Genomic DNA, 25,903 nt, shown 5'->3' with positions numbered 1-25,903 from the left:
GTTCGTTCTATCTTTCGCTCCTCAACCGAGGAGTGAACTCTTCCTCCATTTCCTTGATCCATCGACTCAGCGTTGGGACGGCAATATTTAGGGAAAATGTGGCGCTAGTAAAATGACTGGCTTCAGCCACCGCCAAGAACACTTAAAAGTTCTGGCCTCCACTAACTTATGTCTCACCTGAGAACCTGAAAAGTCCGAAACCAAACTGAGACGCTACGTTAGCTTAGAGCTCATGGCAAACCGTTTCCAAGCCAGAAGTTTGGGTTTACAACAGTCTCCACCTGTACAGCAGAAGCAGCTGGAGCCAAGCGAAAAACCTGGACACTCGCTTTGCCGTCGATAGCCGCGCTTAAATTTTTAAACGCCTCACCGAGTGTATGTTGAGTCAGCGCATCATCATTTTGCCAAAGCTCAAGCATGGTCCAGTGGCCTTGAGTGTCCATGTTTTCAAAAAGACGATAATGAAGACACCCGTGCTCTGACTGCGTCGCTTCGACAGCTATTAGCAGAGCGCTGTGAACCTCAGCTACTGATGATGGATCTGCGGTGATATGCGCTACAACGGTAATCGTACTAGTCATGGCGAGCACCCAGTTTGTTGATACCTTAGCTTGATCACTTCCACTAGCACGTGAAACCCAAAGGGTAGCGAAACAGTTTCAACAAATTGACGAAAGTCCCTTTGTTGCTCCTGGATGTAGCCCGCGCGTTCAAGGGTAGGAGCAGCCTTACTCCTAACGTCTGCCCTGGCAAGCATCGCACTCCGGAAGGTCGGATTTATCGGCAAAACGGTGCGCTGAGCTACCTGAGATGATTGGACAAGAACCTGAGCCGAAAGCGAAAGAGCTCGTGCAGCTTCGCCAATAGCATGGTCATCAAGGGAGTCGAATAGATCCCGCCAACAAACGAGCGACACGCCGCTCATGCAAACAAATTGGAGATGATCATGAAAAAATTCATTGTTGCCCTCGCCTTAATGACCCCGGCCGCTTTCGCGGTAGCACAAGGCAACAATCCGGACACAGACGCTCACCAGTACCGCTACGGTGACGTGATTGACGTGGATAAAGTAGTCTCGCAAGACGTTGTGGTTCAGTCCGAAACTTCACAGGCGCTGGAAACGGTGAAGCTGGTGTACCGTGATCACGCGGGGGTAGAGCACGACCTTTACTACAAACGCGTCGCTGAAACTCACCAAGACAGCTGATATACGATTTGGTGATTGGCCCGTCGCTATGCGCCGGGCCCACCGCGAATTCACACCGCATCCTTAGCGAGCCTAGCCTCCAATTCACCCAGCTTTCGCTCTCGCCGATATTGTCCAGGGGTCTGCCCCAGCACATCCTTGAAGACTTTGCTGAATGACGCCTGCGTTTGGTAACCCACCTCCAAAGCGATATCACTCAAACCAGAGTCCGTCTTTGCCAACAGCAAGCATGCGATTTCCATCCTGATTCGAACCAGCAAGGTTCCCGGAGGACAACCTGCTATGCGCGTAAAGGCCCTCATAAAGCTGGCGCGCGACATGTTGGCCATTTCTGCCATGCGCTCAACGGTCCAGGCATCTGAGGGATCCTCTAACAACGCACGCCATACTTTGGAAAGACGCCGGTCGGCCAGAAGACCGATGCTACTTTCAACAGGTGGGCTGGTATCCAGCCATGACCGCAGAACCATTGTGAACAGCGCGGTAGTCAGGGCATCAACTATAGACCGAGCTCCATGGTGGTTGGCTTCGGCTTCGCTACGAATCAGTCCAGTCATTGCAGAGAGCGCAGAAGCGGACTGTGTCGAACTCAAGCTGACATGGATGTACTCAGGCAGCGCCTCGAAAAGTGATGAGCCTGGCTGGTAAATAAACCTCCCACATAGCAGATCCAAGGGCTCACCTTCGCCTTTTAACCGATGCAAAGGTAAAAGCCCCTCGCGAACGACCACCGGACGATTTGGCTGATCAACATCCGAATCACTTTGAAGCAAGTGGCCGGTGCCGTGTGGGAGCAACAGGATGTCGCCCGCGTTGAGTTCTATAAGGCTGTGGTCAGGCAAGCGTAATTGGCAGCGGCCTGAGAGGACGATGTGGTAACGCGCAGTACCGAGCTCATCCGGCTGATGGTCAATCGACCAACGCCCCGCAAAATGGCAACGCAGATCCATGCTGCCGCGCACATCAGCAAGCGTGATGAGTTTGTCTAACGTCGTCATGGTCATCTCTTCAGAAGGCTATCCGGGCGCAATTTAAACCAACCCAGGGGAAAGCGCAGTCGCCAAAGGCGATGATTGAGACGATTGGCAAAAAGGCGGAGCGCATCCGGCAAAAGCGCGAAGCGGAATCTTCTTAGGATGGACTCATCTTGAAACCACAAGGAATCACACCATGAGTCCCTTTCAACTGCTGGTCATTGCAAGCCGCCTGGATAAGCTTGGAATTCATCTCGTTCGCTTTGGCGTGGCCATTGTTTTCCTGTGGATTGGTGCGTTGAAATTCGTGCCCTACGAGGCTGACAGCATCACTCCATTTGTGGCAAACAGCCCATTCTTCTCGTTCCTCTATGCACACCCAGAGGCCTATCGGGAGCACTTCACGCATGAAGGCCAGCTCGACCTAGCGCAGCGTGCTTGGCAAGTTGCCAACCATACCTATGCCTTCTCAAATGGACTGGGCGTGGTCGAGATGAGCATAGGGTTTTTGGTATTGGCTTACCTTGTCTCACCGAAGCTGGGGCTCGCGGGAGCTGTGCTCGCTTTCCTCACACCCATCGTGACGCTGTCGTTCCTGATCACAACGCCTGAAGCGTGGGTAGCGAATCTAGGAGATGCTCAATTCGGCTTCCCGTACCTTTCTGGAGCTGGACGCTTGGTCTTGAAGGATGTGTTGATGCTGGCAGGTAGTGTGTTGATGATTGCTGACTCTGCTAAGCAGCTAATTAATGGCACCAGCCTGATCAATCTGGATAAGAAGAGAGTGAGTGGTTAGGTAGCCCTCCCGCCGCGAGCCAGCGCTACGCGCGGTCGAGAAAAAGGGTATCCATGTCGTTTCGATACCTTACGACGTCGAAGTCAACAGGGGTGCCTGTCACGAGTAGCTCGGTAGCCACGCGCTGAAAGCTAACGTCGCCCCTGTGGAGCGCAGCCATCACAGTCCAAACCACGTTCATCCCTTTTCGTACTTGGCGCTTGCAGGTGTTGAAGCCCAGCACAGCAAAAATGACTAGCGCTAGAGAGGTGATGGCTTGTGCCGCGGTGGACCAGGTGCCCACCAGCCGCAATTATGTCCTGCATCTCGGCAGCGCTAATCGCGGCTGACGCCAATTGCTGCAGTGAGCAGCAAAAGCGTAGCGGCTAGGCACCAAAAGCCAAAGGCATAAGGATTTCTCATCCCGGATTCACTTTGATGTCGTTGAATCTAATAATGAAAAAAGCCCCACCAGGAAAAACTGCGCGGGGCTTTTTTTGCTGTCAGGCTGGTGTGACGGTCAGTTAGATCACTGAAAAAAGGACTTCGTAGGGCCCGAATTTACTGGTGCCGGAGACAGGAATCGAATCCGCAACACTCAACCCAGAAAAATCGGGACCTATTGAAAATCAAAAATTAATACGGGTACTCAATTAGGTACTCGCCTTGCGCTGCCACATCAGAATGTGGTCGTGGCCGGATGCCGAAATGACCGGAATCGAATCGGGACGTGACAACCACAACTAGCAAGATCGCCGGCGCTGTGCTGACGCATCACCAATCCGTTAGTCTCTCACCCCGTTTTGATCCATCCCCGGATCAGGGAACTGAGCTGCACCCAAATGACCTTGTAGATAGCAAACATGTGTTGCCAGCTCACGCAGACTCTGCGCAGGTTTTGCTTCGGGCTTAGCAGCATAAGAGGCCGCTTTGCATCCTGGACGACGATTGGGAGAGGCTCTGTAAGGACCGAGTCATTCGTGATGACGACAGCATCGTCAAATCGGCCCATATGCGCATCCCCCACCAAGTGAACCCCAAGACTCACATCCGAGCCCTTTTCATCGCAAGGTGAGCGCTTCCCTTGAAGAGATTGAACTGATCGCTGAGCGCCCCTGAGACGGTCCAACCATCTGTATACTCTACTTACTGCGATTTCTTAACGACGTACCCCAACGGTTTCTTCTGCTTTTCGATAACCCCCTCCTCAACGAGACGCTGAAGCCATACCTTAGCCTGTGCGATTGTTATGTTTAAGGCCGCAGCTACATCAGTGTCTTTAGCTGGGGATTCAAGTAGCTTCCCAAGCAAATCTCTAACTGTCACGAAAAGCAGCTCCGAGTAATCTATCTTCATCTCAGACTCAAGATCCGTTCTTTTATCGGCCTCCTTGATTACTGGATTAGCTGCGTCTCTTTGACGGCCAAAACTGTCAGACACCTGGAGCGGATGAGAAGCTTTAAGCAATGTCTGCGATTCTGCCAAGACATCATCAGCTGACTCAGAGGGTGTCAATAGTAGCTCAGGCTGTTGAGGCTCCTCTGACATCAAAAATTTAGTAGCGAACACTTGATCTAGCGATTCGGAATCCTGCGGATTTGGCCAAAGAATCGCTCCGCGATCACGCAAAGCATCAAGGCCAGCCGAAGGTTCACCGGTGGAGCGGATAAACAAAGGTACGTAGTGAAGCTTATCCAACTGCTCGACAGCCCCCGCCCAAGTTCCGCCTTTATTAACTTCAGCAATAACAACCAAGGATGCATCAGCCAGCGCATAAATAAGCTTATTACGCTGCATAGCGTGCCCAACATTGAACCCAGCATTAGGATCATATGCAGAAACAAGAACCAACTTACCTTCTCGCAAAGAATTTCTTTCTTCGCGATTCATAGCAGTTCGCTCTAAGTTCTCAGCAAGAACGCCAATAACGTTTCCGCCCGCCTGCAATGCTCCCCGCATCGCAGCCAGATCTACCCCCTTTGCCCCCCCTGATATGATTGTTCTATTAGCATATGCTGCTAGTCGGCCTATAGACGCAGTGTAATCGACAAGTCCATCATCGATCTTTCTTGACCCAACGACAGCCAACCCACCAGTTTCAAGTAAAGAGATGTCTCCACAACCGTACAGCAATGCTGGAGCATCAGTACGGAGACGAGCTTTGAGACGTTTCGGATACTCTGAATCAGCACGACTGATGACCCAGATAGCCCGTGCCTGCCACCGCTCGACTGCTTGACTTAACAAAAAACCCCGCCCCAACAGCCGTTGTAGTCTAGTTTCATCGACCACGGGTCGACACACCCGAAGGACCTCCAGGGACTCCTCGCCAATAAGGTCGGCAGGTTGCCTCTGGTTTTTATGCAGATGACTAGCCAAGCGCTTATATTCGGCAGGCGATAACAAGTCCGGTGACTGCAAACCGCGACCAACAATCAAAGGCGCGGTTAGCAATAATATCGCCTGAGTGTTAGGGGAAATGTATGGCATCATTCATCATGGCCAGTAAGTGAAAGAGCCATAGGCCACACAGCTTCGCAACCAGCCTCTTGCAAGAGCCAAGCCGCGACAGTTAAAGTCCATCGAGAATTTACAATATCGTCAACCAAAAGAACAGGCCCACTAGGAATTATCAAATCAACTTTAAGAGAGCCATCAATATTACGCGCTTGCTGAGTAGAGTTGGCCATGGTTTTTTGCTCTGGCCTGTCCTCCGTCTTCGCGAGAGCGTTGTAAAATGGCAGACCTAACGCACTGGCTAGCCTTTGCGCAAAATTTGGGACGATTTCTGGATGCTTAAGAGAGGGAATAGCAGCAACCCATTCTGGAGCGGGATTCGGCCCCCAGCTTTTTATCATTTCCACACATGCCTGAACCAGTTCATCGGAGAAATAGCCGTGGAGATACCTATTATCTCGCACAATACTGCCCCATCCAGCGTCTCCCCATATGCAGAGAGCTTTTCCGGGACGAGCTTGACGATTAACAGGAATAAACCCCCTCACGTCATATATCGGCATCCCCCCGTCAGGCCACTTCTTGCGAGGTTCGATGGGGAGACTTGTTCGCCGCAAGAATGCGACAGCAGCTTTGACTAGTTCAGGATTCACCGTCTCAGGTAACGGAGGTAGAACAGGCATGTTGACCTTGCCAGGAGCCCCATCCAGCGCATCAATCAGAAACGCCATATGTTGCCCGAATGGCAATCGGGCATAGTCCTTCATCTGTTGATGTTCGTCCTGTCGCAACGCAGTAAGCCGCTCCGCGCGCTCCCAAAACCCTTGACTCAAATTTGCTGCTGTAAGTTGCCACTTAGCACCTTGCTTCGCGATAGGTGCTGGCGCTTCCAGTGAAAGTAGTGCTACAGTTTTTTCGACCCGCCCCTTACTCAGATTCACTTTGCTGAGAAGCTCCGGAATAGACAAGCCAAGCGGTGAACTTTCAAGCGCCTCTAAAATTTTAGCGACCTCAGCTTTGGTCGGGAATGCGCTACGGATAAACCAGTCAGTTATTTCGGCTTCCTCGTCACCACTGAGCAGAACACCATATGCGGCGTCCAACGCGCGTCCCGCTCGACCAACTTGTTGGTAGTAGGCGACTACAGAGCCTGGCATTTGGTAGTGGATCACAAACGCCAGATCGGGCTTGTCGTATCCCATTCCTAATGCCTGCGTTGCGACAAGAGCCTTGATTTTGTTGTTAGAGAGGGCTTGCTCAAACTCCTCCCGACGATCACCAGTCTGCCCTGTATAGGCTTCGACAACAAAGCCTAGACCTTTCAACCATGCCGAAACCATAAGGGCATCCCGCACGGTCAAAGTGTAGATGATGCCGTGTCCATCCAATGCTGCCAATCGCTCTGCAAGCCATGCAAGGCGCTCTTCCTGACGTGGAAGACGAATTGTCTGTAAAGACAGCGATGCACGAGTGAGGTCTCCACAGACAACGTCAATCTTGGGACCAAGCACTGCCTTCAAGTCTTCCATAACCCGATTGTTCGCGGTGGCTGTGGTAGCCAGCAAGCGAAGGTTGGAAGGCATAATTTTAACCATCCGCTCCAGCAATCGATAGTGTGGACGGAAATCGTGCCCCCAATCTGAGATGCAATGCGCCTCGTCAATGACCAAAAGGGAGATTTGCCCTGCGATGAGCGCCAAGACTTGGGTACGGAAACGCTCATTAGCCAGACGCTCAGGTGAAATCAAAAGGATATCAATGCTACCGCTAACAAGCTGGCGCTCGATTTCTGCCCAGTCCTGCGTGTTGTCTGAGTTGATCGTGGCGGCTCGGACACCCATTCGTTCTGCTGCTGCAACCTGGTTTCGCATCAGAGCCAGTAGCGGGGAAATCAATAAGGCGGGTCCAGCACCAGCTTCTCTCAGTAGCCTCGTAGCGATGAAGTAAACGAAGCTCTTGCCCCAACCAGTTTTTTGAACGACTAACAAACGCCCCCTACCCTCCACAATATGGCGTATAGCGTCTTCCTGACCTTCTCGGAAGGTGGCATCGGGGCGCCCCGAACCTAACCGCAGGAGCTCCAAAGCACGTGCCGAATTGTATTCCATGGTATCGATCTCCTTTTGTTCTCACGTGGTTGGTGTCTGGTCTATTGAGTAAGATGCGAGTTCGTCACTCGTGACAACTCCTGATTCACTGTATCGCAACGGTTGGGGAGCAGGGTCCCACGCAGCCCCGCATACCCTACCAGACCGGATAGGACGGCGCCTTGCACCATGCGGCACAGTGCAGGTCAACTTCTATTCTTGCCTCTTCGCAAGGCGACCGTTGGTTGCCGGTAGCAGAGTGCCGGAAGGGTAGCATCCAATGTTCACGGGGCGTGACTTGTCTTTGCGACCCACAACCCCGCGTCTAGTAGTGCCAGAACGACGACTAACCCTAGCGGAACCAAAGGTCGAGCTCCTAACGAGAAGGTGCCCCACCCTTGCGCGTATGGCAGCGCGATGCTTAGCCGATCAGGGAGCGGCGCGCTCCTTCTTCAGACAAGCACCGGACTCGCCTACCTTGTTGGCAGCTCTCAACCCTGTTAGGAAATCTCGCTCAGTGACCTTCCCGTCTCGAACGCTGGTGAACGTCGCTTTTTTCATCCAGAGATGATCTTTCCTGCTCTTGTTAGGCACGACGGTGAGCACGATTTCCACTGCCGGGCTTCCTGAAAACACTCCAGAGACCTCAGGTTTAGTGAACCGGAAAATCAGCTCATTATCGTCTGTTGCAGCCACGCTCTGTTCGCTGGTGAGAGGAGCTCCCAGCTTCGCAGCGATTGGGAATCTGGCCGAGTACAAGGCTTTACCATCGTGGACCTGCTTGGTGATATCCAGAAGATATTGCTCGCGATCCGAGGCGCTAGTAGGGGTCGCACACCCTTCTCCCTCCGCCGCGAAGTATTTCCCCTCAAAGGCGTAATCGCTCTGCCAGCACCCGGCAAGGGAGGCGGATGCCACGGCCAGCATCACCAGTTTCCATTTTTTCACACAGCACACTCCTTGATAACAATTTGCCATTATCACCACTCCCCCTGTCTTGAGCCACCAGACGCTCCTAAGGCATTGAGCTCGCTCACAAAAAGCTGGGCACGAAACTCGTCAAGGCTCAAAAGGGCTGGCATCCAGTAGAGTCGGATGACCGGTCCTTCCGACGCCACAAATACCCGTCGTCTCACCACCAATCTCCAACTCCAGGAAGGAAACATTGCAGATAGCACAGCAAGATCCTTCATATCGGCATACATCATGGTTTGCCCTCGTCATTCCCTTCCCGGAGCTCAATCCACTCGGCAATGGCCCATAACCCCACGCCCAAAATTGCCAACCCGATTACCAGCCAAGGAGGTACTAAGCGATTCGTTCCCAGCCAATACCCTCCCCCAGCGCATATAACCGTGATCAAAAGAGTCTTCATGCTTATCTCCACTCCCAGTAGAGGAGGAAGCAAAACACCACTTGGCATGGTGTCATCGGGCCCCGGAAAAAAATGCTCACTACCCCAAGTGGGAATCGAGGAGTTCTTGGCGGATCTCAAAGGTAAGCCGGGGTGTATCAACAGCCCCCCAAAAGCACGAGAGGGTGCGCCGATGATTCTCAGTGGTTTTTCGGAGATTTTCGCTGGATAGCCACTGGTGTGGCGCAGGCTTGATTGGGTCTGGCGACGCCATGCCAATGGCAGGGCGAAGAACCAGAGACTCATCTCAGAGGAGCCTTAAAGGTGAGTCACTGGAACGGCAGTTGCGAGCTTGTGCGGCCAACTGCTTCGGCAACGCAAAAGCGGTGCCCCCAATTGAGTTTTTAGGGCGCCGCAAATGCATCTGTTGGCTTCTTTCGGAAATGGAGGGCTTGTACAGATGAGCCCCGCAAATAGCGACGTCATCATCTGTACCAGGGCGGTCAGCGCCGCCCCCCTTGCCCGAACTCTAACGTCTAGCTTTCGGTGGGTTTAGCGATCTCACACCAGGGCTACCGGGCCGAAATGTGGGAATCGAGCTAGGCCCAACCGGATTGGCTGACGGTGGCATGGATGGAGGGGTTTCGTTGCCCGACTGAGTTTTAGAGCCACGCCTACGCCCAGTCGAGGCCGCTCCCGCTATGCTAGCAATTCGGGAGCCCATCATGGCAAAACCAACCGCTTTCATACCTAGGCGTCCTACATCGCTGGCAGTTGCCACAGCGCCGGACAGGCTACCAGCCAAACCTCCCAACGATACACCTAGCATACTCGAAGTGATCCAGGTGGAAATGCCCAGTGATACAGCTGCAATAGCTGACATCAACCCACGAAGACCGTCATAGTCCGCCCCGACGCCTGACCACCCACTAGCAGCCCCCGCTTGGGCAACCGCAACAGCCGCCACAGTCTGGGACACCGCAACAGTGATCATCTGTGCGGTCATAACGGAGATGACCGGCAGCATCAGCAGCGACAGCCAATTGGTCAACATCCTACCGCCCCTGAGAGGTGCGAGCATCAAAAAGAACGGCGCGAGGAGTAACACAATCCAAAACAACCAGGCTGACATGATCACATAACCAGGTAACAGCGTTTGCAGATCAAGCCACCCGCTGAAATTCTTCCACATCTGAGCCGCGGCTAAGAAGCTTCCAGCAACCTCACTATCCCCACGAGAGAGGCCCGCCGTTTTCTGCAACGAACCAGCCATGAATCGCTGCCAAGCTGTCGCTGTACTTACAGCCCCCACCTCAGCGCTTACTCGCTGCCCACTTGCTATAACGGCACCCGACTCGCGCAACGCCTGATACGCCTGCTCAGCGCCCATCTGGGCAATTTTGTATGCCTCGATGCAGCTGGTGGGTCGAAACATTATTCCTTGATCGTCGCCGACGATAGCCGACTCCTGCCCTGGCACTGTGCTGATCGACAAGTAAGACGGCGTAGCCTGAGATTCCCCTGCAAGTTTGGCGGCCCAATGCGCTTGCGTTGGCAGCGCATAGCGGTCCCCCATGAACGGCCCGGCAGCTTCAAGTGCACGAATACCGGCCTCACGACGCGACTGGATAGCTCTCTGGTCAAGCACTTGACCCAGACTAGTCCGGGCAGCCCCGCCGCCTAACAGATAAGCTCCCCAACCACCATTTTCTTCGGCTGAACCGAAAACATACGTCCACGCGCCGCCAATAGCCGTGCGTGCTTGTGCTATCACGCCGACTTCTTCATCCGGTATCCCCAAGCCACCACCGCCGAGCAGCCCGATAGCCTGCAAAGCTTCCACTTTGGCCGCGTGCTCGGGACCGGCAAGCTCAGCCGGCGCCGGGGCACAACTGGCGTTGTAATCTCTAATCAGCCGGGCCAAATCACTGCCGGCAAACACTTCGGCTGATCGACCTACCATGTTGTCAATCGCGGACTGCGCAGGGACGATTGTCCCGGCCACTGTTTGATCACTCAGGACCTGATCAAAAGCCTCTCTGTAGATTTTGTGAATCGTCATCACGAAACTGAGCGGCACCGCCTGAGCTTCGACCAGCCGGACCGTTGCTCCGCTTGGAAGAGTCACGGTCACGGGTCTCATTCCGTACGCCACAACGAGAAAAATCATAAATCCTGACAACACCGTACGCGCAGCTCCTTGACCCACGCGCAATGCAACGAGCAGCATCCATCCAAATCCAACCGCAACGATAAGCGCGTTGCTGGTTTCGTTGAATGCGACAAATAGCGGCTCGGTGGCAGTCAGGATCGTCAACGCAACGTTTTCCCACAGCCCGAATACCCAATTGAATCCGGCGAAATCCTCAGCCGTGCCAATGCTCATCAGGCCGCCCGCCGACAGATGATCCAACTACGCAGAGCCAAGCCACACCGGACAGCCCAAAGGAACACCCAGAGGACACCGAAGACCGCGCCCAACAGAATGAAATACTGCGCAGTCGGAGCGGCTAGGAGGCTTCCGGTGAGCTGGACCGCATCATATTGGGCGAGTACGAGTTTCCCATATGGTGGAAAAATTGATGCGGCGATCAGATGTAGAACGCAAAGAACGGGGCCTAGGAGCAATCCCAGTCGACCCGCCCACCTGGTAAGGAATGGCATACGCATCTGAACCCAGTCCAAGAAAATCGCGATTTTCATCGTCACATCACTCCAGTGATAAAGGATACGTATCGATCCTATGAATCCACTGGCTGCGGTTCTACCGAACCCTATGTAGTTACTGCTACTGGTTCTGCTCGCGCCCCGCGCCCGCTATGTAACGCTCCTAAACGTCGCGCCACATAGCGGGCACCATCGAACGGTTTGATTTCGCGCAACAAATACAACGCAGCGCAGTTGCGTTGTTTGCCCTCCCCCATTTTCGTAAGCTGATCACGAACCAAACCGCACTGCCCGGCAGTCTCGTTACCCATGTGATTCATGGGTTGGGACAGTGGCAGGGGGCTCGGCCTGCGTCATCGCGGGCATTAGCCCATCGGCCACACCTGCGTCATCGCGTGTGTGCCCGGCCCAACGCCGACTACATATCGGGACCATCAACGACCAATCACTTGAGGAGAGAAGACAACCCAACATGGTCAGCCAGACCCAATGGCAGCCGAACCTGAGCGGACACTCAGGAACTCACTCGGAGAATCCGAGTAGGCGTGAACAGTCCCCGCCTGCATCAATTGCTAAGGGGGGCGAACAGGCACACAACGAACCATCTACGGATGGTGTGTCGCTGAACCGGCAACGGTCAGGAGTTCTTACACCTGATAGAGAGAATCCCATGAGCGAATTCGATGCGCAGAGCATTACTGCACGCCTCAAGGCCGAATCTAGGATTCGGAGAAAACCCCGAACCTATGCCCAACGTCGCTCATTGCTGGATAACTATAAGTACGAGCTGTTGCAGCTTGATTCCGCAGGCTGCAATGGCACTGAACTGCAACGCTGGGTAGCGGAAAAAGGTATCAAGATTCAGCGCTCTACAGTGAACCGATGGCTACATCGGAATCGCCTGAGTGGCTAAGTTTGCCAAGCCTACAAAGCAAGCTGCATCCGTGATGAAAAAGCTCCAGGGCACCCACATTCGATCCGTGGGCACTGTCCGTAACTACGAGCAGCGGTTGGTACGCATCACCGCTTACCTACAGGAGCATCGCTTAGGCAGCCTTCGTGAAATGACTCCTGATCGCGCTATTAGCTACCTGCAGCAAAGAGCGACGACCGTGGGCCAGAAAACCCTGGATATGGAGCGTCAGGCTCTCCAGGCCATGATGCAGCACGTCACCCTAAAACTGCCGCTAGGCCAGACTCTAGAAGTAATCAAGAGCAGCGCGACCGCTCGCACGAGCACGAAGGAGCATCCGACTTTGGGTCGCCGTTTGGCCAACCAAACACGAACATATAACCGCGAGCAGATGAGGCTGATCGCCTCTCGGCAAGCGCCTCACAACTCGCTTGCGACAGAGATTGCATACGCAGCGGGTCTCCGTGCACATGAATTGCTGAGCCTCCAAAGAACTCATCGCCGTGTAGCGGATGAACGTCCAACGCATGGGATGAAATTTGCGGGAATTCGGGAAACCACGATCAGCTACACCGTTCACGGTAAAGGTGGACTGGTTCGTGAGGTGCGTATCCCGATTCCGCTGGCTCAACGATTAGAGAGGACCCGGCTGGCGGCACCACGGGTCGTAACGGATCGCGGCATCAACTACCAGCAATTCTATGCAATAGGCGGCGGCCAGCCTTGGAGCAAAAGCGTCAGCACTGCCTCGAAGGAAGCTCTCGGCTGGTCAAATGGCGCACATGGATTACGGCACACGTACGCTCAAGAGCGAATGGCTTCACTACAACGTCATCTCCCACGGAAACAAGCCTTGGAAGTGGTCTCACAGGAACTGGGCCACTTCCGCCCTGAGATTACCGAGGTCTATCTACGTTGAGCACCACCGTCGATCCAACCCTGATTCACAGCTGCCTTCTCTTCGTTTTAGGTGCTTCGCTCATTCTAATTGTCCTGCTCCTCCTCCTACTTATCGAGAGCAAAAAAGCTATATCGCAAACTGAAACATTGCTGGATGCCAGCACTCAGCGACAGCTAGCTCTGCACAGAGAACAAGGCGAAGAAATTGAAGCTCTCGAACAGCTGCACCTTGAGCGCTTAGCTGCAACTGCAACGCATCATCGACGTGAGGTAGCTAGCCTTATGCAGATTCTCGGTATCGCAGACCAAGAGCGAGACGCCGCGATTAAGGCCGCCTCTGACGATCAGAGACAGGTCAAGTTGATGCACGACCGCATCGCTTACCTAAACGTGCTGATGGAGACATGGGCTACTGGCGACGATGCGACGGCCGCAGTCGTGAAACAAGCCCTCCAGAGGGATCGTAATCTCTTCTCATAGTCAGTTATTAGCACCCAACTGCAAAGCAGCGATTAGATTTGATTAGTAAGAGATTAGCAGCCTCCCGTGGTACGGCCGACACCCTATTCCTACTGGGCTGGAGCGCGATTTTTCAAGTCGTCCAAGGGGTGCTGGAACGGTAATGGCGGGGGTGTCAGAACGGTATTCTAAGGGTGCTAGAACGGTATTCAGGGGTGCTGGAACGGCATCGGCAGGAGTGCTGGAACGGTATCGGCAGGAGTGCTGGAACGGCATCGGCAGGGGTGCTGGAACGGTATCGACAGGAGCGCTGGAACGGCATCGGCAGGAGTGCTGGAACGGTATCGACAGGAGCGCTGGAACGGCATCGGCAGGGGTGCTGGAACGGTATCGACAGGAGCGCTGGAACGGCATCGGCAGGAGTGCTGGAACGGTATCGACAGGAGCGCTGGAACGGCATCGGCAGGAGTGCTGGAACGGCATCGGCAGGCGAGCTGGAACTTTATAGTAGAAGGCTGGTACGTTACGAGCAGGAGTGCTGAAACGGTACCAGCGGGACTGGGACGGTATCAACGTTTCTTATCTAGGTGCCGCTTTTGAGAGGCGCTAGGAGTCGTCTTAACTTGGACCAAATGAGCTTCAACAAGATAGCTAAACGGTCTACCAACATTGGCACTTGCTTGCTTTACTGCCTCAAGAGACTTCAGCAAGTCCTTTTTAAAATCAATCAAGGAGCTTGCACGACTTCTGCACAACCTATGCAAAGTTTCGACTTTAAGATCATATGGCCGTGCGTGACTGGAATAGAATCCATGTAGCCACTGTGCAAGCGGCTTACCGCGCAGCGCATACCTTATTGACAAATCTACATCGGTGAATTGATCTTCACGAAAGAACACTCCGAGCTTCGGATTTAATCGTACGACATAAATTCGTTCACTTCGCTCATGATGATCGCGATAAACCTCATGAATCAAGCTGCCTTCATATGCGTACCGACCAACCTTCACCTGCAAAGCCGTGGCTTTCAAGCGGCTGATGCTCAGGTCCAAGACACGTCGATTTTTACCCGAATCGGTTTTCCCCAAAACTTTTAAAAGGCGGTAGGCAGTAATTCTGCACTCCACTCCCAACTCTTGCATTCGCGCCAAATGTAGAACTGCTGCCCAAACGTCCAAATCACCTTGATCAAGGAGAGCACCTGTATAGAGGATACTGACACTACCTAGCGCATTGACCTCCATTTGTTCAACATAAGGACGCGCGCCCTTCCTCATGGCCCCAAACAACGCCGATCTAAGAGCCACATTAGGTACACGCCTAACTGAGTCGGACCAGTTTGGTAGTGATTCTCGCTTGGCTTCAACCTCGACCTCAACGTGCTTATCTTTTTCTTTACGCCTAGCAATGGAGCTCTTTCTAAGCTCCTCTATCTTGATATTTACGCGTGGTGGAAGTGGCGGATTTGTAGCCATCGTCAACGAACAGAGGAACTGATTTTATCCGCTACCCAAGCCTGTACCTGCTCGGCAGGCCATGCTACAGAATTCGCTCCGAGAGAGATTCCAGGCGGAAACTCGCCGGCTCGAATCAAACGGTAGATCTGAGACTTGCTTAGCCCTACTAGGGCACAGACTCCCGGCAGGCGAAGCAACAAAGGTGAAACAGATTGGTTAGCCATCTACAGGGCCTCCTGAGGCCGGATTGGATGGCTAGGCATTCAATGGCACCGCAGTAGAGGAGTCATGAGGAACCTCAAATTCTCATAGGGTTCCTCAAGATTTTCGCTAAGGATAAGTCACGCCTTTGTATCGGACTTGGACTGGATACCCATATATTTTCGCATGGTTCCATGATATGAAGGCATGTCAACTCCAGCCTCCTCCGCGAGAGCTATCAAGGTAGAGCACACATCAGAATTCTTACGCGGCGGGTTACTGAGCGTACAGGCATAACGTTTGATATTACTTGAGCTAACCTTATCATCATAATTAGTCGGCGACTCGCGATGAGCCTTATCAACTGCCTTTATTATATCAACCAGACCATTTACAATCTTGATGACAGTGCCCAACTCCTGCTCGTTGAGCCCGCCATCGCTCCTACCCTTAGCTTTCTCAGCTAAATTAGTACTTAACAGAAAATCTGGACTTTCAAACCCTGCATTAAAAATCCACTCTACTAAGACGGACCCTGAAAAACAAACTACGCTATCAGGAACATCTATCGACCGCTGTGCCTCCTCACAATAACAGCTCAGTTTATTTTTATCACCCTTGCTCGGCGAGCAAAAAAGCTCGTAAAAATACTTGCTCAACTCCTGAAAATAGATCACATGAGTTCTGGGGGATCGGTCATGACTTCCAAAACAACCAACCCAAAAAACATCATTAACCGAATTGGGAAGAAATCGATTTACACCGTACTCAACATATAATCTCTCAATCAGTTCATACAGCGCGTATGCAGCTTCTTGCGGGCTAATTTTGTGGAATCGAGCGTATCTCGGCACCAGATCACACAGGCGCATAAAATCATCACTCACTGTGCACACTCTCTTCCTTTAATAGAAATCTCGGCAGCCCCACACGACAAAGCATCTAAATGGTTGGCATACCACTGAAGCATTTCACGACGCCCTTCAAGGTACTGAGCGTGATTATAGGTTCCTCGAATACTGTTCTTGTCCACATGAGCCAGTTGGGTTTCCACCCACTCGCTGCGGTACCCCTGCTCATGCAGGGTGGTGGACATTGTGTGACGGAATCCATGCCCTGTGGCTCTGCCGTCGTAACCCGAGCGTTTCAGCAGCTGATTGATGGCGGCCTCGCTCATCGGCTTAGCGGGGTCATTCCGACCAGGAAATGCGAGCGTGTAGCCACCGGTGATGCTTTCTAGCTCACGCAGTGCAGACACAGCTTGTTTCGGCAGAGGAACCAGATGGGCCCGGCGCATTTTCATCCGCTGAGCCGGAATCGTCCAAAGGGCATTTTCGAGGTCAAACTCAGACCACGGCGCCCCTCTGAGCTCTGCAGTCCGTACACCCGTGAGAATTAGCAAACGGGTAGCAATTTTCACCACGTCATGCCCTGGGCACGCCTGGAAGCCTCGAATCAGATCCGGGATTTCCGCGATAGGAAGGAAGGGGTAGTGCCGGGAGGTAGGCGTTTGAAGTGCCCCTCCGATATCTGCAATGGGGTTGTACTCGACCCTGCCGGTGGCAATCGCAAAGCGGTACACCTCTTGGCAGCGCTGTCGAACCTTGCGTAGCTTTTCTAAAGCCCCACGCGACTCTATGCGGCGGAAGACCTGTAACCACTGCATAGGCTTGATCTCCGACAGAGGCAAGCTTCCAACCTGCGGAAAGATGTCCAGCTCAAAAGCCTCGATGACGTCAGTCGCATACCCTTCTGACCAGCGTGCAGACTTATGCTGATGCCACTCCAGTGCGAGACTTTTGAAGGTATTGGCACGAGAAATTGCCGCCTGGGCCCGAGCGACCTTTCTCTCAAGGCCTGGATGCCGCCCCTGTGAAACCAGCTGGCGTGCATCAAACGCAAGCTGGCGAGCCTGCGCCAACGTCACGTTGTCGATAGTGCCCAAAGAAATGTGTGACTGCTTACCGTCCAGCCTGAATCGGAAGCGCCAAGACTTGCCGCCGGCGGCTCGAACCCAGAGGAATAAGCCACCTCCGTCAGCGAGGCCAAAGTCCTTTTCACGGGGTGCAGCGTTCTTCACTTGCAGCGCTGTCAAAGGCATGCGAGTACCCATAGATTATTGAACAGCGCAAAGGTACTCGCAGGGGTACTCAGATAGCAAGGGCTGGGATGGAATCGGATGGCACTGCATGAAACAGAAAGCCCGCACTAGGCGGGCTTATGAGGGGTTTCATGCGACTGCTTGGCACTGCATGAACCTATTGACTGGTGCCGGAGACAGGAATCGAACCTGCGACCTTCGCGTTACGAGTGCGCTGCTCTACCGACTGAGCTACACCGGCGTGTCCGCAAAGCTACCACCGCCGCCATCCATACGCAAACCCCTGTTTCCCTTCACTTATTACCCTGCGCCCCACCCTGCCCCGGCGAACCTGCACAGCCGCTGGGCGCAAGATCCTCTTCGATGTCGGTGCTGCACGTCCACCCGGTCGCCGCGCGGGTCAGTGTCAGGCGCTTGCCCACGACGTTCGCAGGCGCATCCGCGAGGGTGCAGACGATGCTACCGGTGCCTGCAGCGGCGTTGCCGCTGGCGACGATGGCGCAGTGGTTGGTCGTGGGTTGTCCGCCTAGCGCGGCAACGTCGGCGACGTCCTTGCCTTCGTTCAGGCGCAGGTCCATCGGGGTCTTGAGCGCGGAGATTTCCAGCAGGCCGGCCGCTGCTTTGGTGCGGGCCTGGTGGTTGGTGTACATGGGGATCGCGATGGTCGCGAGGATGCCGATGATCGCGACGACGATCATCAGTTCGATGAGGGTGATACCGCGTTGCCCTTTCATAACAGGTTCCTTGTCGATTCGGTCAGGCCTCGAGCCGCTGGGCAGGTCGGGGTCGGCTGGGGCGCAGTAGAGCCCAATGGACACCTTTTGTCACCCCTGCGTGGCTGGACGTCGTGTCCGCTCAACTACTCTAGTGAGCGTCTGGAATTTCTGCCCTGGGATGGGCGCGGTAAGCTGTTACGGGGCTTGTCGGGTGTGGCAAGGAGCTGGCGAATGAAGGATTCGACTCGGTTGTATGCGTGGCGAGGCGTGGATGCGCAGGGGGCGCGGGTCAGTGGGCAGATGCAGGGGCGCAGCCCGGCATTCGTGCAGGCGGGGTTGTTGCGCCAGGGGATCAAGGGCGCGCGGGTGTGGCCGGCGGGTGCGCGGGGTTGGAAGCTGCCGGTGCAGCGGGAGAAGGTGGATGCGCCGGGGTTTTCGCGTCAGTTGGCGACGCTGTTGAAAGCGGGGGTACCGCTGTTGCAGGCGTTCGAGGTGATGGGGCGCAGTGGTGCAGACGCTGGGATGGTGCGGTTGCTGGGGCGCTTGCAGCAGGATGTTTCTGCAGGGTTGGGGCTGGCGGATGCGCTGCAGCGGCACCCCCGTTGGTTCGATGCGTTGTACTGCAACCTGGTGCGAGTCGGGGAGCAGTCGGGGACGCTGGATAGGCAACTGGAGCAGTTGGCAGACCTGCTGGAACGGCGCCAGGCGCTGCGGCGCAGGGTGCGCAAGGCAATGCTGTATCCGCTGATTCTGCTGCTCACGGGGCTCGGGGTGTCGGCGTTGCTGTTGCTGGAGGTGGTGCCACGCTTCGAGGGGATGTTTGCGGGGGTGGGCAAGGAGTTGCCAGCCTTTACCCGGTGGGTTATCGAATTGTCTGACGCGCTGGGGCGGCATCTGCTGGCTGTGCTGGGGATATTCGGTGTGGCGGGGCTGGCGGTGCGCAAGCTGTATCGGGAGCACTTGCCGGGGCGGCTTTGGATGATTCGCCAGGCGCTGCGGGTGCCGGTGTTCGGGCGCTTGTTGAGCCATGCGGCGTTGGCGCGCTTCGCACGTAGCCTTGGGACAGCCTATGGTTCGGGGGTGGTGTTGCTCGATGCGCTGGAAACGGTGGCGGCGGCGAGCGGCGATGCCTTGCACGAGCGGGCGATCCGCCAGTTGCGCCAAGGCATGGCCAATGGCTTGGGGCTGCATCAGGCGATGGCGCTGGAGCCGTTGTTCGCGCCGCTGCTGGTGCAGTTGACGGCGATCGGCGAGTCGAGCGGCACGCTGGAAGCGATGCTGAACAAGGCGGCTTGTCATTACGAGGAACAGGTTGGGCAGGCGCTGGAGCAGTTGACCAGCCTGCTGGAGCCAGCCATCGTGCTGATCCTCGGTGTTCTGGTGGGTGGCCTGGTGGTGGCCATGTACTTGCCGATCTTCCAGTTGGGTAGCCTGATCTGACATGAATCTGTGGACTTTTCTTGCCGACCAGCCAGGGTTCTTCCTGGTGAGTGCAGCCGTGCTCGGGCTGCTGGTGGGCAGTTTTCTGAATGTGCTGGTGCATCGGTTGCCGGTGATGTTCGAACGCCAGTGGCAGAACGAGGCGCGTGAGGTGCTGGGGATGCCGGTGGAGGCGCATGAGCGTTTCGACCTGTGCCTGCCGGCCTCGCACTGCCCGGGCTGCGGGCATCGGATTCGGGCGTGGGAAAACATTCCGGTCGTGAGTTACCTGGCCCTGCGTGGGCGCTGCTCGGCGTGCAAGGGGCGGATCAGCCTGCGTTATCCGCTGGTGGAGCTGGCCTGCGCGGGGCTGTCGCTGGTGGTGGCCTGGCATTTCGGGGTGAGCGTGCAGGCGCTGTTGGCGCTGGTGCTGACGTGGTGCCTGCTGGCCCTGAGCCTGATCGATGCGGAGCATCAATTGCTGCCGGATGTGCTGGTGCTGCCGACGCTGTGGCTGGGGCTGGTGGTCAATGCCTTCGGGGTGTTCGTGCCGTTGGCCGATGCGCTGTGGGGGGCGGTGGTCGGTTACCTGAGCCTTTGGTCGGTGTATTGGCTGTTTCGGCTGGTCACCGGCAAGGAGGGCCTGGGCTATGGCGATTTCAAGCTGCTGGCGCTGCTGGGCGCCTGGGGCGGCTGGCAGGTGCTGCCGCTGACACTGTTGCTGTCGTCGGTAGTGGGGGCGGTGATCGGGCTGTGTCTGCTGCGGCTGCGCAAGGCTTCGCTGGGGACGACGATGCCTTTTGGGCCCTATCTGGCAATTGCGGGCTGGATCGCATGGCTCTGGGGTGATGAAATATACGCTTCCTACATGCAACTGCTCGGATACTGATGACCACTGCTGCATTTACCCCCTGGATTCTCGGACTGACTGGCGGCATCGGCAGCGGCAAGAGCGCCGCCGCCGAGCGCTTCGTCGAGCTTGGCGTGCACCTGGTGGATGCCGACCAGGCGGCGCGCTGGGTGGTCGAGCCGGGTCGGCCGGCGCTGGCGAGCATCGTCGAGCGCTTTGGTGCGGGCGTGCTGCTGGATGACGGCACCCTTGATCGCTCGGCGCTGCGCCAGCAGATCTTTGCCGACCCTGCGCAGCGGCGCTGGCTTGAGCAACTGCTGCACCCGCTGATCGGGCAGGAGATCTTCAGCTACCTGGCCAAGGCCGAGTCGCCCTATGCGGTGTATGTGTCGCCGCTGCTGATCGAGTCGGGGCAGTACCAGAAGACCCAGCGCATCCTGGTGATCGATGTGCCGCAAGCGCTGCAGATCGCGCGCACGCTGCAGCGTGACAACACCAGCGAGGAGCAGGTGCAGGCGATTCTCAAGGCGCAGTTGGCGCGGGAAGAGCGCCTGCGCCATGCCGACGATGTGGTGGTCAATGACCGCGACCTGCCATGGTTGCATGAGCAGATCGACCAGTTGCATGCCTTTTACCTGACTTTGCGAGGAGGCCAGCCTTGAGCCAGCCAATGACCGTCGATTGCCCGACCTGTGGCGCACCTGTGGAATGGAGCGAGAAGAGCCCGAACCGGCCGTTCTGCTCGGATCGCTGCAAGCTGATCGACCTGGGGGCCTGGGCGGCCGAGGAACACAAGATTCCAGCGGCGCCGGAGTCGGAGGATGAGCTGTATTCGGGGGATCTTGAGCCTCGGCATTGATTTGATGAGGGGGTGGGGATGGCCCAGGCTTTGCTGGTGCCATTCCCGCAGAGGGTTTCTACAGGCGTTTTTAGAGGCGATTCAGTCCTTCCCCTCGCCCTCTTCATCCTTCCACGGGGCCTGCAGGTAGCGGGTGCGGTTGAAGGTTTCCAGCCACTCGGGGCAGAACACCACCAGGGCGCTGATCACGGTGCCGTTGATGAAGGCCTCGGGGAATATCATCAGCCACAGGTAGCCGACGAAATCGCTGAGCCACTCGGGCATGGCGAACAGCCCGTCCAGCCATAGCACACCCAGCGCGGCCATCAGGCACAACAAGGTCGCCAGGGCGGCAGCGAAGAATCCCGAACAGAAGATATAGACGAACAGGTTACGCGGCTGGGCGCGTTCGACCAGGATCGCGCACACCTCGGTGACCAGCACCGGCAAGCCGATGATCAACAGGCCGTTGACGCCCAGCGCTGCCAGGTCCTGGCGGCCGAGGGCGAGCAGGCCGATCTGGGCAAGAAAACCGCCCAGTATGGCCAGCGGCCAATCCAGCAGCAGGGTCACGGCGGTCATGCCGATGAAGTGGTAGGACACGCCGGTGTCGAAATCGCGCCGCACCAGCCACAGCGCGAACAGGCCGAACACGGTGCCGAACAGCAGGTGCTGGCGGCGCGGGTCGCTGACCAGCTCGACCCAGCGAGTGCGGCTGGCCGCCCAGATCAACAGGGGAACATAGGCCAGCCAGCCAAGCGTGAGACTGGTGGAGGACAGGACCTGTGCGCTGATCACCGCGACCTCGCGTGCATGTCGGATGCTTTCGAGTCTACACCCATTCCCTGATGACGATTCCCACGAACAAACAAGCCCTTATCCTTCACAATTGCAGGCTAAGCTTGTTCCCATGGATGACTCAGACTACCTGCGCCTGCTTACCATCCAGGCCGAACAAGCCAACGCGTTCCTGTCCAATGCCCGCAAATGGGAGCGTGAGCGTTGGGTCTGCCAGCGCCTGCTGCAAGGGTTGAACATTCCCTACCGCAGCGAGGACTTCACCCCGGCCGGCCAGGAGCCGCCTGACGTGCTGTTTCGCGATGCGGCGTTCGAGGTGTTCTTCGTCCTCGACGAAGGGCGTCGGCTCAACGACGAATGGCGCGAGGAGCTGCAGCGTCGGCGCAGTGCCTTCTCCCTGGCCCAACTGGTGCGCCGCGAGGCGCGCCCCCGGCGAATCAGCGCACAGGAGCTGCTCGCGCGCCTGGCCCCGACCCTGCGCAAGAAGGCGCACAACTACCGCGAGCGCGGGCTGGACTTGGGCGAGCTGGACATCATCGCCTTCGCCAGCCTCAAGCGCGAGGTGCTCGACCTCAACAGCCATTTCCCACCGCCCACCGAATACCTGCGCCAGGGCTGGCGCTCGTTGTCGCTGGTGGGGCCGACCTTCGCCCGGGTGCTGTTCGCCCACCCGGACGCGCCGGATTTCCTGCGCGGCAACCTGGGGCGCAGTATTCTGTTCGATGTCGGTATCAGTCTTTGATCGCGTGCCGGGTGTCTTTGCGATGGCGTACACTCGGCGGCGGAGATGAAAGGTATTATCATTTGTTTCACGTGCTTGCGATAACGCTGCAGGAAAGGTTGTAGCGTTCTCGTCATCCCAAGCGTCTACCCACGAGGCCCACCATGACCAGCCGCCTGAATCCGGAAGATCAGCGTCGCGTCGATGAGTATCTGCGAGCCCCCCAGCATCAAGTCGAGCGCAAGCCTTTCAGGCCCTGGCTGCTCCTTGCCCTGGTGGTGATCGTGACCATTGGTCTGGGCCTGTTGAGCCGCTTGCTGAGTGGACTGGTGCTATGAGCTGCCTTGCGCTCGCCCTCCTCTCTCGCACGCAGCGGCCGGACCTTGTGTCCAAGAATTCCGTAAAACTTGTGAGATATCCCCATGACTCATCGCATCGTGATTGTCGGCGGCGGCGCCGGCGGCGTGGAACTGGCGACCCGCCTGGGTAAGAGCCTCGGCAAGCGCAAGCGCGCCGAGATCACTCTGGTCGACGCCAACCTGACGCACATCTGGAAACCGCTGCTGCACGAAGTGGCTGCCGGTTCGCTGAACTCCTCGGAAGACGAGCTGAACTACGTGGCCCAGGCCAAGTGGAACCACTTCAACTTCCAGCTGGGGCGCATGAGCGGCCTGGACCGTGAAGGCAAGCAGATCCAGCTGGCCGCGACCCTCGACGAAGAAGGCCGCGAGCTGCTGCCGGCGCGCACCCTGGGCTACGACACGCTGGTGATCGCCGTAGGCAGCAACACCAACGACTTCGGCACCCTGGGCGCGGCGCAGCACTGCCTGTTCCTCGACAGCCGCAAGCAGGCCGAGCGCTTCCACCAGCAACTGCTCAACCACTACCTGCGCGCCCACGCGGGCGATCAGGCCAGCGAGCAGATCAGCGTGGCCATCGTCGGCGCCGGTGCTACCGGGGTGGAACTGGCGGCGGAGCTGCACAACGCAGCCCACGAACTGGCGGCCTACGGCCTGGACCGCATCCAGCCCAAGGACATGCACATCACCCTGATCGAGGCTGGCCCGCGCGTGCTGCCAGCGCTGCCGGAGCGCATCAGCGTGCCGGTGCACAAGACCCTGGAGAAACTCGGGGTGACGGTGATGACCAACGCTGCGGTCAGCGAAGTGACCGAAGAAGGCCTGAAAACCGCGACCGGTGAAGTGATCCAGGCGAGCCTGAAGGTGTGGGCGGCAGGTATCCGTGCGCCAGGCTTCCTCAAGGATATCGACGGCCTGGAGACCAACCGGATCAACCAGTTGGTGGTACGCCCTACGCTGCAGACCACGCGGGATGACGACATCTTCGCCTTCGGCGACTGCGCCGCCTGCCCTCAACCAGGCAGCGACCGCAATGTGCCGCCACGGGCGCAGGCGGCGCACCAGCAGGCTTCGATGCTGGCCAAGAGCCTGAAGGCGCGGCTGGAGAACAAGCCGTTGCCAACCTACGCGTACAAGGACTACGGCTCGCTGGTGTCACTGTCGCGGTTCTCGGCGGTGGGCAACTTGATGGGCAACCTGACCGGCAGCGTGATGCTGGAGGGTTGGCTGGCGCGGATGTTCTATGTGTCGCTGTACCGCATGCACCAGATGGCGCTGTATGGGGTGTTCCGCACGGCGATGTTGATGATCGGCAGCAAGATCGGACGCGGCACCGAGCCGCGCCTGAAGCTGCACTGATCAGCTGAGATCACGAGGGCCGCTTTGCGGCCCTTTTTGCGAGCACGTCGCCGCGCAGGTGCCGCAAGCTCTGGCGTGCCCGGCAGGGCAGAGTGCCAAGCTGGGTCAGCTGCATGGCCGCTCCAGGTGCGCGAGCAGACGCGAGACGGTGTCGGCCAGTGGCCCGGAGTTATCGAGCACCAGCAAGCCGGGGTCGGCCTCGCGCGCTTCGCTGGCAAAGCGGGCATTACGCGCCAGGCGCGCCTCCACTTCCTCCTGCGACTCACGTCCCCGCGCCAGCAGGCGCTGGCGCAGGATGTCCTGTTCGACACTGAGCAGCACCACCTGCAAGTCTGGATAACGCTGCCGCGCCGTGTTCAGGTAGCCACGCGAGCCGTTCACCAGCACGTCGTGCCCTTCCCCCAGCCACTGGTCGATGACCCGTGGAATGCCGTAGTGCAGGCCGTTGGCCTGCCAGTGCAGGGCAAAGGCGCCGTCCTCGCGCATCTGCTCGAACTGTGCGGCGCTCACCGCCAGGGCGGCTTCGCCCATCGCTTCGGCAGACCGGGTGATGACCCGCCGGGCAATGCGACAGCCACGCGCTGTCAGTTGTTCGCGGGCGGCGTCCAGCAGGCTGTCCTTGCCGGATCCGGACGGCCCGATCAGGTAAATCAACCTGCCTGCCATCAGTACACCCTCTTCGCTTCTCGCCAGACCTGCCGCACCGACGCGGATATCGCCACGGTCATGCAACCCTCCCAGCACTGACCCTTTGCACGATACGGGGCAAACCGATGCCGCTGTGCTCGGCGGTGCCGAGATTGACCGCAGCAGCAGGCTGGTCGAATGATAATCGCTGGGAGGATATCCAGCAGCCCCTCGCACGCCAAGTCGGCCGCTGCCACAGAGATTGTGGCTGGCCTTCAGATTTTGAACAGAACAGATGCAACCCCAGGAAAACACCCGCGAGTTACGAAATGATTTTCTCGAGACAAAAGAAAAAGGGCATCTCATTCGAGATGCCCTTTTTACATGGTGGGTCGTGTAGGATTCGAACCTACGACCAATTGGTTAAAAGCCAACTGCTCTACCAACTGAGCTAACGACCCGGAAAATGGTCGGGGTGAGGGGATTCGAACTCCTGACATCCTGCTCCCAAAGCAGGCGCGCTACCGGACTGCGCTACACCCCGAAATTGGCTCCGCGACCTGGACTCGAACCAGGGACCCAATGATTAACAGTCATTTGCTCTACCGACTGAGCTATCGCGGAACTGAACTTCGTACAACTCTTACAGCTTCGAAGCTTGTGT

The 25,903-nt window shown here is 56.7% G+C and carries 27 protein-coding genes and 4 tRNA genes; 12 read left to right on the top strand and 19 right to left on the bottom strand.

Annotated features, from left to right (window positions below):
• Positions 1–7 precede the first annotated feature (7 nt).
• Positions 8–130 carry a hypothetical protein gene (locus ACNFHO_RS16305; RefSeq protein WP_196759878.1) on the bottom strand — a complete coding sequence of 41 codons (123 nt, stop codon included), beginning with the start codon at positions 128–130 and terminating at the stop codon, positions 8–10.
• A 100-nt stretch (positions 131–230) separates the two neighbouring features.
• Positions 231–581, bottom strand: a complete 351-nt coding sequence (locus ACNFHO_RS16300; RefSeq protein WP_153772554.1) for a putative quinol monooxygenase — start codon at positions 579–581, stop codon at positions 231–233.
• A 365-nt stretch (positions 582–946) separates the two neighbouring features.
• Between ACNFHO_RS16300 and ACNFHO_RS16295 the strand changes: the two genes are divergently transcribed.
• Positions 947–1,207: a DUF2790 domain-containing protein gene (locus tag ACNFHO_RS16295; RefSeq protein ID WP_193217512.1), complete on the top strand. Its 261-nt coding sequence runs from the start codon at positions 947–949 to the stop codon at positions 1,205–1,207.
• Positions 1,208–1,257: 50 nt separating this feature from the next.
• Here ACNFHO_RS16295 and ACNFHO_RS16290 read toward each other — a convergent pair whose 3' ends face one another.
• Complete coding sequence (locus tag ACNFHO_RS16290; RefSeq protein ID WP_112897385.1) at positions 1,258–2,205, bottom strand: AraC family transcriptional regulator; 948 nt, start codon at positions 2,203–2,205, stop codon at positions 1,258–1,260.
• Between the two features lie 172 nt (positions 2,206–2,377).
• Here ACNFHO_RS16290 and rclC point away from each other — a divergent pair, with 172 nt between their 5' ends.
• The gene (rclC, locus tag ACNFHO_RS16285; RefSeq protein ID WP_063542969.1) at positions 2,378–2,977 is read left to right on the top strand and encodes a reactive chlorine resistance membrane protein RclC; all 600 of its coding nucleotides are present in this window, start codon (positions 2,378–2,380) and stop codon (positions 2,975–2,977) included.
• Positions 2,978–4,102: 1,125 nt separating this feature from the next.
• On the opposite strand, the gene ACNFHO_RS16280 is transcribed toward rclC, so the two are convergent.
• The 5 genes from ACNFHO_RS16280 to ACNFHO_RS16260 form a co-directional block, all read right to left on the bottom strand.
• The gene (locus ACNFHO_RS16280) at positions 4,103–5,449 is read right to left on the bottom strand and encodes a DNA-processing protein DprA (protein ID WP_416766859.1); all 1,347 of its coding nucleotides are present in this window, start codon (positions 5,447–5,449) and stop codon (positions 4,103–4,105) included.
• Positions 5,446–7,521: a DEAD/DEAH box helicase gene (locus ACNFHO_RS16275; RefSeq protein ID WP_164524114.1), complete on the bottom strand. Its 2,076-nt coding sequence runs from the start codon at positions 7,519–7,521 to the stop codon at positions 5,446–5,448. The genes ACNFHO_RS16280 and ACNFHO_RS16275 overlap by 4 nt, the downstream gene beginning before the upstream one ends.
• A 408-nt stretch (positions 7,522–7,929) precedes the next feature.
• Positions 7,930–8,448 carry a hypothetical protein gene (locus tag ACNFHO_RS16270; RefSeq protein WP_416766858.1) on the bottom strand — a complete coding sequence of 173 codons (519 nt, stop codon included), beginning with the start codon at positions 8,446–8,448 and terminating at the stop codon, positions 7,930–7,932.
• Positions 8,449–8,704: 256 nt separating this feature from the next.
• Positions 8,705–9,160 carry a hypothetical protein gene (locus ACNFHO_RS16265; RefSeq protein WP_416766857.1) on the bottom strand — a complete coding sequence of 152 codons (456 nt, stop codon included), beginning with the start codon at positions 9,158–9,160 and terminating at the stop codon, positions 8,705–8,707.
• A gap of 223 nt (positions 9,161–9,383) precedes the next feature.
• Positions 9,384–11,240 (bottom strand): hypothetical protein, encoded by a 1,857-nt coding sequence (locus ACNFHO_RS16260; RefSeq protein WP_164524112.1) that lies wholly within the window; start codon positions 11,238–11,240, stop codon positions 9,384–9,386.
• A gap of 951 nt (positions 11,241–12,191) precedes the next feature.
• On the opposite strand from ACNFHO_RS16260, the gene ACNFHO_RS16255 reads away from it, so the two are divergent.
• The 3 genes from ACNFHO_RS16255 to ACNFHO_RS16245 are packed head-to-tail and all read left to right on the top strand — an operon-like array spanning position 12,192 to position 13,814.
• Entirely contained in the window at positions 12,192–12,434 is a 243-nt protein-coding gene (locus tag ACNFHO_RS16255) for a hypothetical protein (RefSeq protein ID WP_164524111.1), read from the top strand.
• Entirely contained in the window at positions 12,427–13,353 is a 927-nt protein-coding gene (locus ACNFHO_RS16250) for a site-specific integrase (RefSeq protein ID WP_164524110.1), read from the top strand. Before ACNFHO_RS16255 ends, ACNFHO_RS16250 begins: the two co-directional genes overlap by 8 nt.
• Complete coding sequence (locus tag ACNFHO_RS16245; RefSeq protein WP_416766856.1) at positions 13,350–13,814, top strand: hypothetical protein; 465 nt, start codon at positions 13,350–13,352, stop codon at positions 13,812–13,814. The genes ACNFHO_RS16250 and ACNFHO_RS16245 overlap by 4 nt, the downstream gene beginning before the upstream one ends.
• Positions 13,815–14,362: 548 nt before the next feature.
• Here ACNFHO_RS16245 and trfA read toward each other — a convergent pair.
• The 6 genes from trfA to ACNFHO_RS16215 all read right to left on the bottom strand — a co-directional run bounded on the left by trfA (position 14,363) and on the right by ACNFHO_RS16215 (position 18,286).
• Positions 14,363–15,268, bottom strand: a complete 906-nt coding sequence (gene trfA / locus ACNFHO_RS16240; RefSeq protein WP_416766855.1) for a plasmid replication initiator TrfA — start codon at positions 15,266–15,268, stop codon at positions 14,363–14,365.
• A gap of 2 nt (positions 15,269–15,270) precedes the next feature.
• Entirely contained in the window at positions 15,271–15,474 is a 204-nt protein-coding gene (locus ACNFHO_RS16235) for a helix-turn-helix transcriptional regulator (protein ID WP_081502512.1), read from the bottom strand.
• Between the two features lie 117 nt (positions 15,475–15,591).
• On the bottom strand, positions 15,592–16,338 hold the full coding sequence (locus ACNFHO_RS16230) for a hypothetical protein (protein ID WP_416766854.1): 747 nt from the start codon (positions 16,336–16,338) through the stop codon (positions 15,592–15,594).
• On the bottom strand, positions 16,335–17,552 hold the full coding sequence (locus ACNFHO_RS16225) for a tyrosine-type recombinase/integrase (protein ID WP_200929067.1): 1,218 nt from the start codon (positions 17,550–17,552) through the stop codon (positions 16,335–16,337). Before ACNFHO_RS16225 ends, ACNFHO_RS16230 begins: the two co-directional genes overlap by 4 nt.
• A gap of 165 nt (positions 17,553–17,717) precedes the next feature.
• A tRNA-Thr gene (locus ACNFHO_RS16220) sits at positions 17,718–17,793 on the bottom strand.
• 52 nt (positions 17,794–17,845) lie between these two features.
• A complete protein-coding gene (locus ACNFHO_RS16215; RefSeq protein WP_414154796.1) occupies positions 17,846–18,286 on the bottom strand; it encodes a pilin in 441 nt (146 codons plus the stop codon).
• A gap of 213 nt (positions 18,287–18,499) precedes the next feature.
• On the opposite strand from ACNFHO_RS16215, the gene ACNFHO_RS16210 reads away from it, so the two are divergent.
• From ACNFHO_RS16210 to yacG, 4 genes are read left to right on the top strand one after another with little or no spacing between them, the layout of a single operon-like run.
• Entirely contained in the window at positions 18,500–19,708 is a 1,209-nt protein-coding gene (locus ACNFHO_RS16210; RefSeq protein ID WP_416766853.1) for a type II secretion system F family protein, read from the top strand.
• 1 nt (position 19,709) lies between these two features.
• On the top strand, positions 19,710–20,576 hold the full coding sequence (locus ACNFHO_RS16205; RefSeq protein ID WP_416766852.1) for a prepilin peptidase: 867 nt from the start codon (positions 19,710–19,712) through the stop codon (positions 20,574–20,576).
• Positions 20,576–21,199 carry a dephospho-CoA kinase gene (gene coaE, locus ACNFHO_RS16200; protein ID WP_054895241.1) on the top strand — a complete coding sequence of 208 codons (624 nt, stop codon included), beginning with the start codon at positions 20,576–20,578 and terminating at the stop codon, positions 21,197–21,199. Before ACNFHO_RS16205 ends, coaE begins: the two co-directional genes overlap by 1 nt.
• On the top strand, positions 21,196–21,396 hold the full coding sequence (gene yacG, locus ACNFHO_RS16195; protein WP_054895240.1) for a DNA gyrase inhibitor YacG: 201 nt from the start codon (positions 21,196–21,198) through the stop codon (positions 21,394–21,396). The genes coaE and yacG overlap by 4 nt, the downstream gene beginning before the upstream one ends.
• Positions 21,397–21,477: 81 nt before the next feature.
• On the opposite strand, the gene ACNFHO_RS16190 is transcribed toward yacG, so the two are convergent.
• Positions 21,478–22,173, bottom strand: coding sequence for an energy-coupling factor ABC transporter permease (locus tag ACNFHO_RS16190; protein WP_416766851.1), 696 nt, complete (start codon positions 22,171–22,173; stop codon positions 21,478–21,480).
• A 112-nt stretch (positions 22,174–22,285) separates the two neighbouring features.
• On the opposite strand from ACNFHO_RS16190, the gene ACNFHO_RS16185 reads away from it, so the two are divergent.
• The 3 genes from ACNFHO_RS16185 to ACNFHO_RS16175 all read left to right on the top strand — a co-directional run bounded on the left by ACNFHO_RS16185 (position 22,286) and on the right by ACNFHO_RS16175 (position 24,612).
• Positions 22,286–22,915, top strand: coding sequence for a DUF1780 domain-containing protein (locus ACNFHO_RS16185; RefSeq protein WP_054895238.1), 630 nt, complete (start codon positions 22,286–22,288; stop codon positions 22,913–22,915).
• Between the two features lie 143 nt (positions 22,916–23,058).
• Complete coding sequence (locus ACNFHO_RS16180) at positions 23,059–23,232, top strand: DUF3094 family protein (protein ID WP_054895237.1); 174 nt, start codon at positions 23,059–23,061, stop codon at positions 23,230–23,232.
• A gap of 84 nt (positions 23,233–23,316) precedes the next feature.
• Positions 23,317–24,612, top strand: a complete 1,296-nt coding sequence (locus tag ACNFHO_RS16175; RefSeq protein WP_054895236.1) for an NAD(P)/FAD-dependent oxidoreductase — start codon at positions 23,317–23,319, stop codon at positions 24,610–24,612.
• 105 nt (positions 24,613–24,717) lie between these two features.
• Here the strand turns inward: ACNFHO_RS16175 and phnN are convergent, their stop codons facing one another.
• From phnN to ACNFHO_RS16155, 4 genes are all read right to left on the bottom strand, one after another.
• Positions 24,718–25,278, bottom strand: coding sequence for a phosphonate metabolism protein/1,5-bisphosphokinase (PRPP-forming) PhnN (gene phnN / locus ACNFHO_RS16170; protein WP_063542955.1), 561 nt, complete (start codon positions 25,276–25,278; stop codon positions 24,718–24,720).
• 346 nt (positions 25,279–25,624) lie between these two features.
• Positions 25,625–25,700: transfer RNA gene (locus ACNFHO_RS16165), tRNA-Lys, on the bottom strand.
• Positions 25,701–25,706: 6 nt separating this feature from the next.
• Positions 25,707–25,783, bottom strand: a tRNA-Pro gene (locus tag ACNFHO_RS16160).
• Between the two features lie 4 nt (positions 25,784–25,787).
• Positions 25,788–25,863: transfer RNA gene (locus ACNFHO_RS16155), tRNA-Asn, on the bottom strand.
• Positions 25,864–25,903 lie beyond the last annotated feature (40 nt).

Origin of the sequence: Pseudomonas sp. NY15374 (assembly GCF_048068255.1) — a bacterium.
Taxonomy (GTDB): domain Bacteria; phylum Pseudomonadota; class Gammaproteobacteria; order Pseudomonadales; family Pseudomonadaceae; genus Aquipseudomonas; species Aquipseudomonas machongensis.
This window is presented reverse-complemented; position numbering and strand designations above follow the sequence as displayed.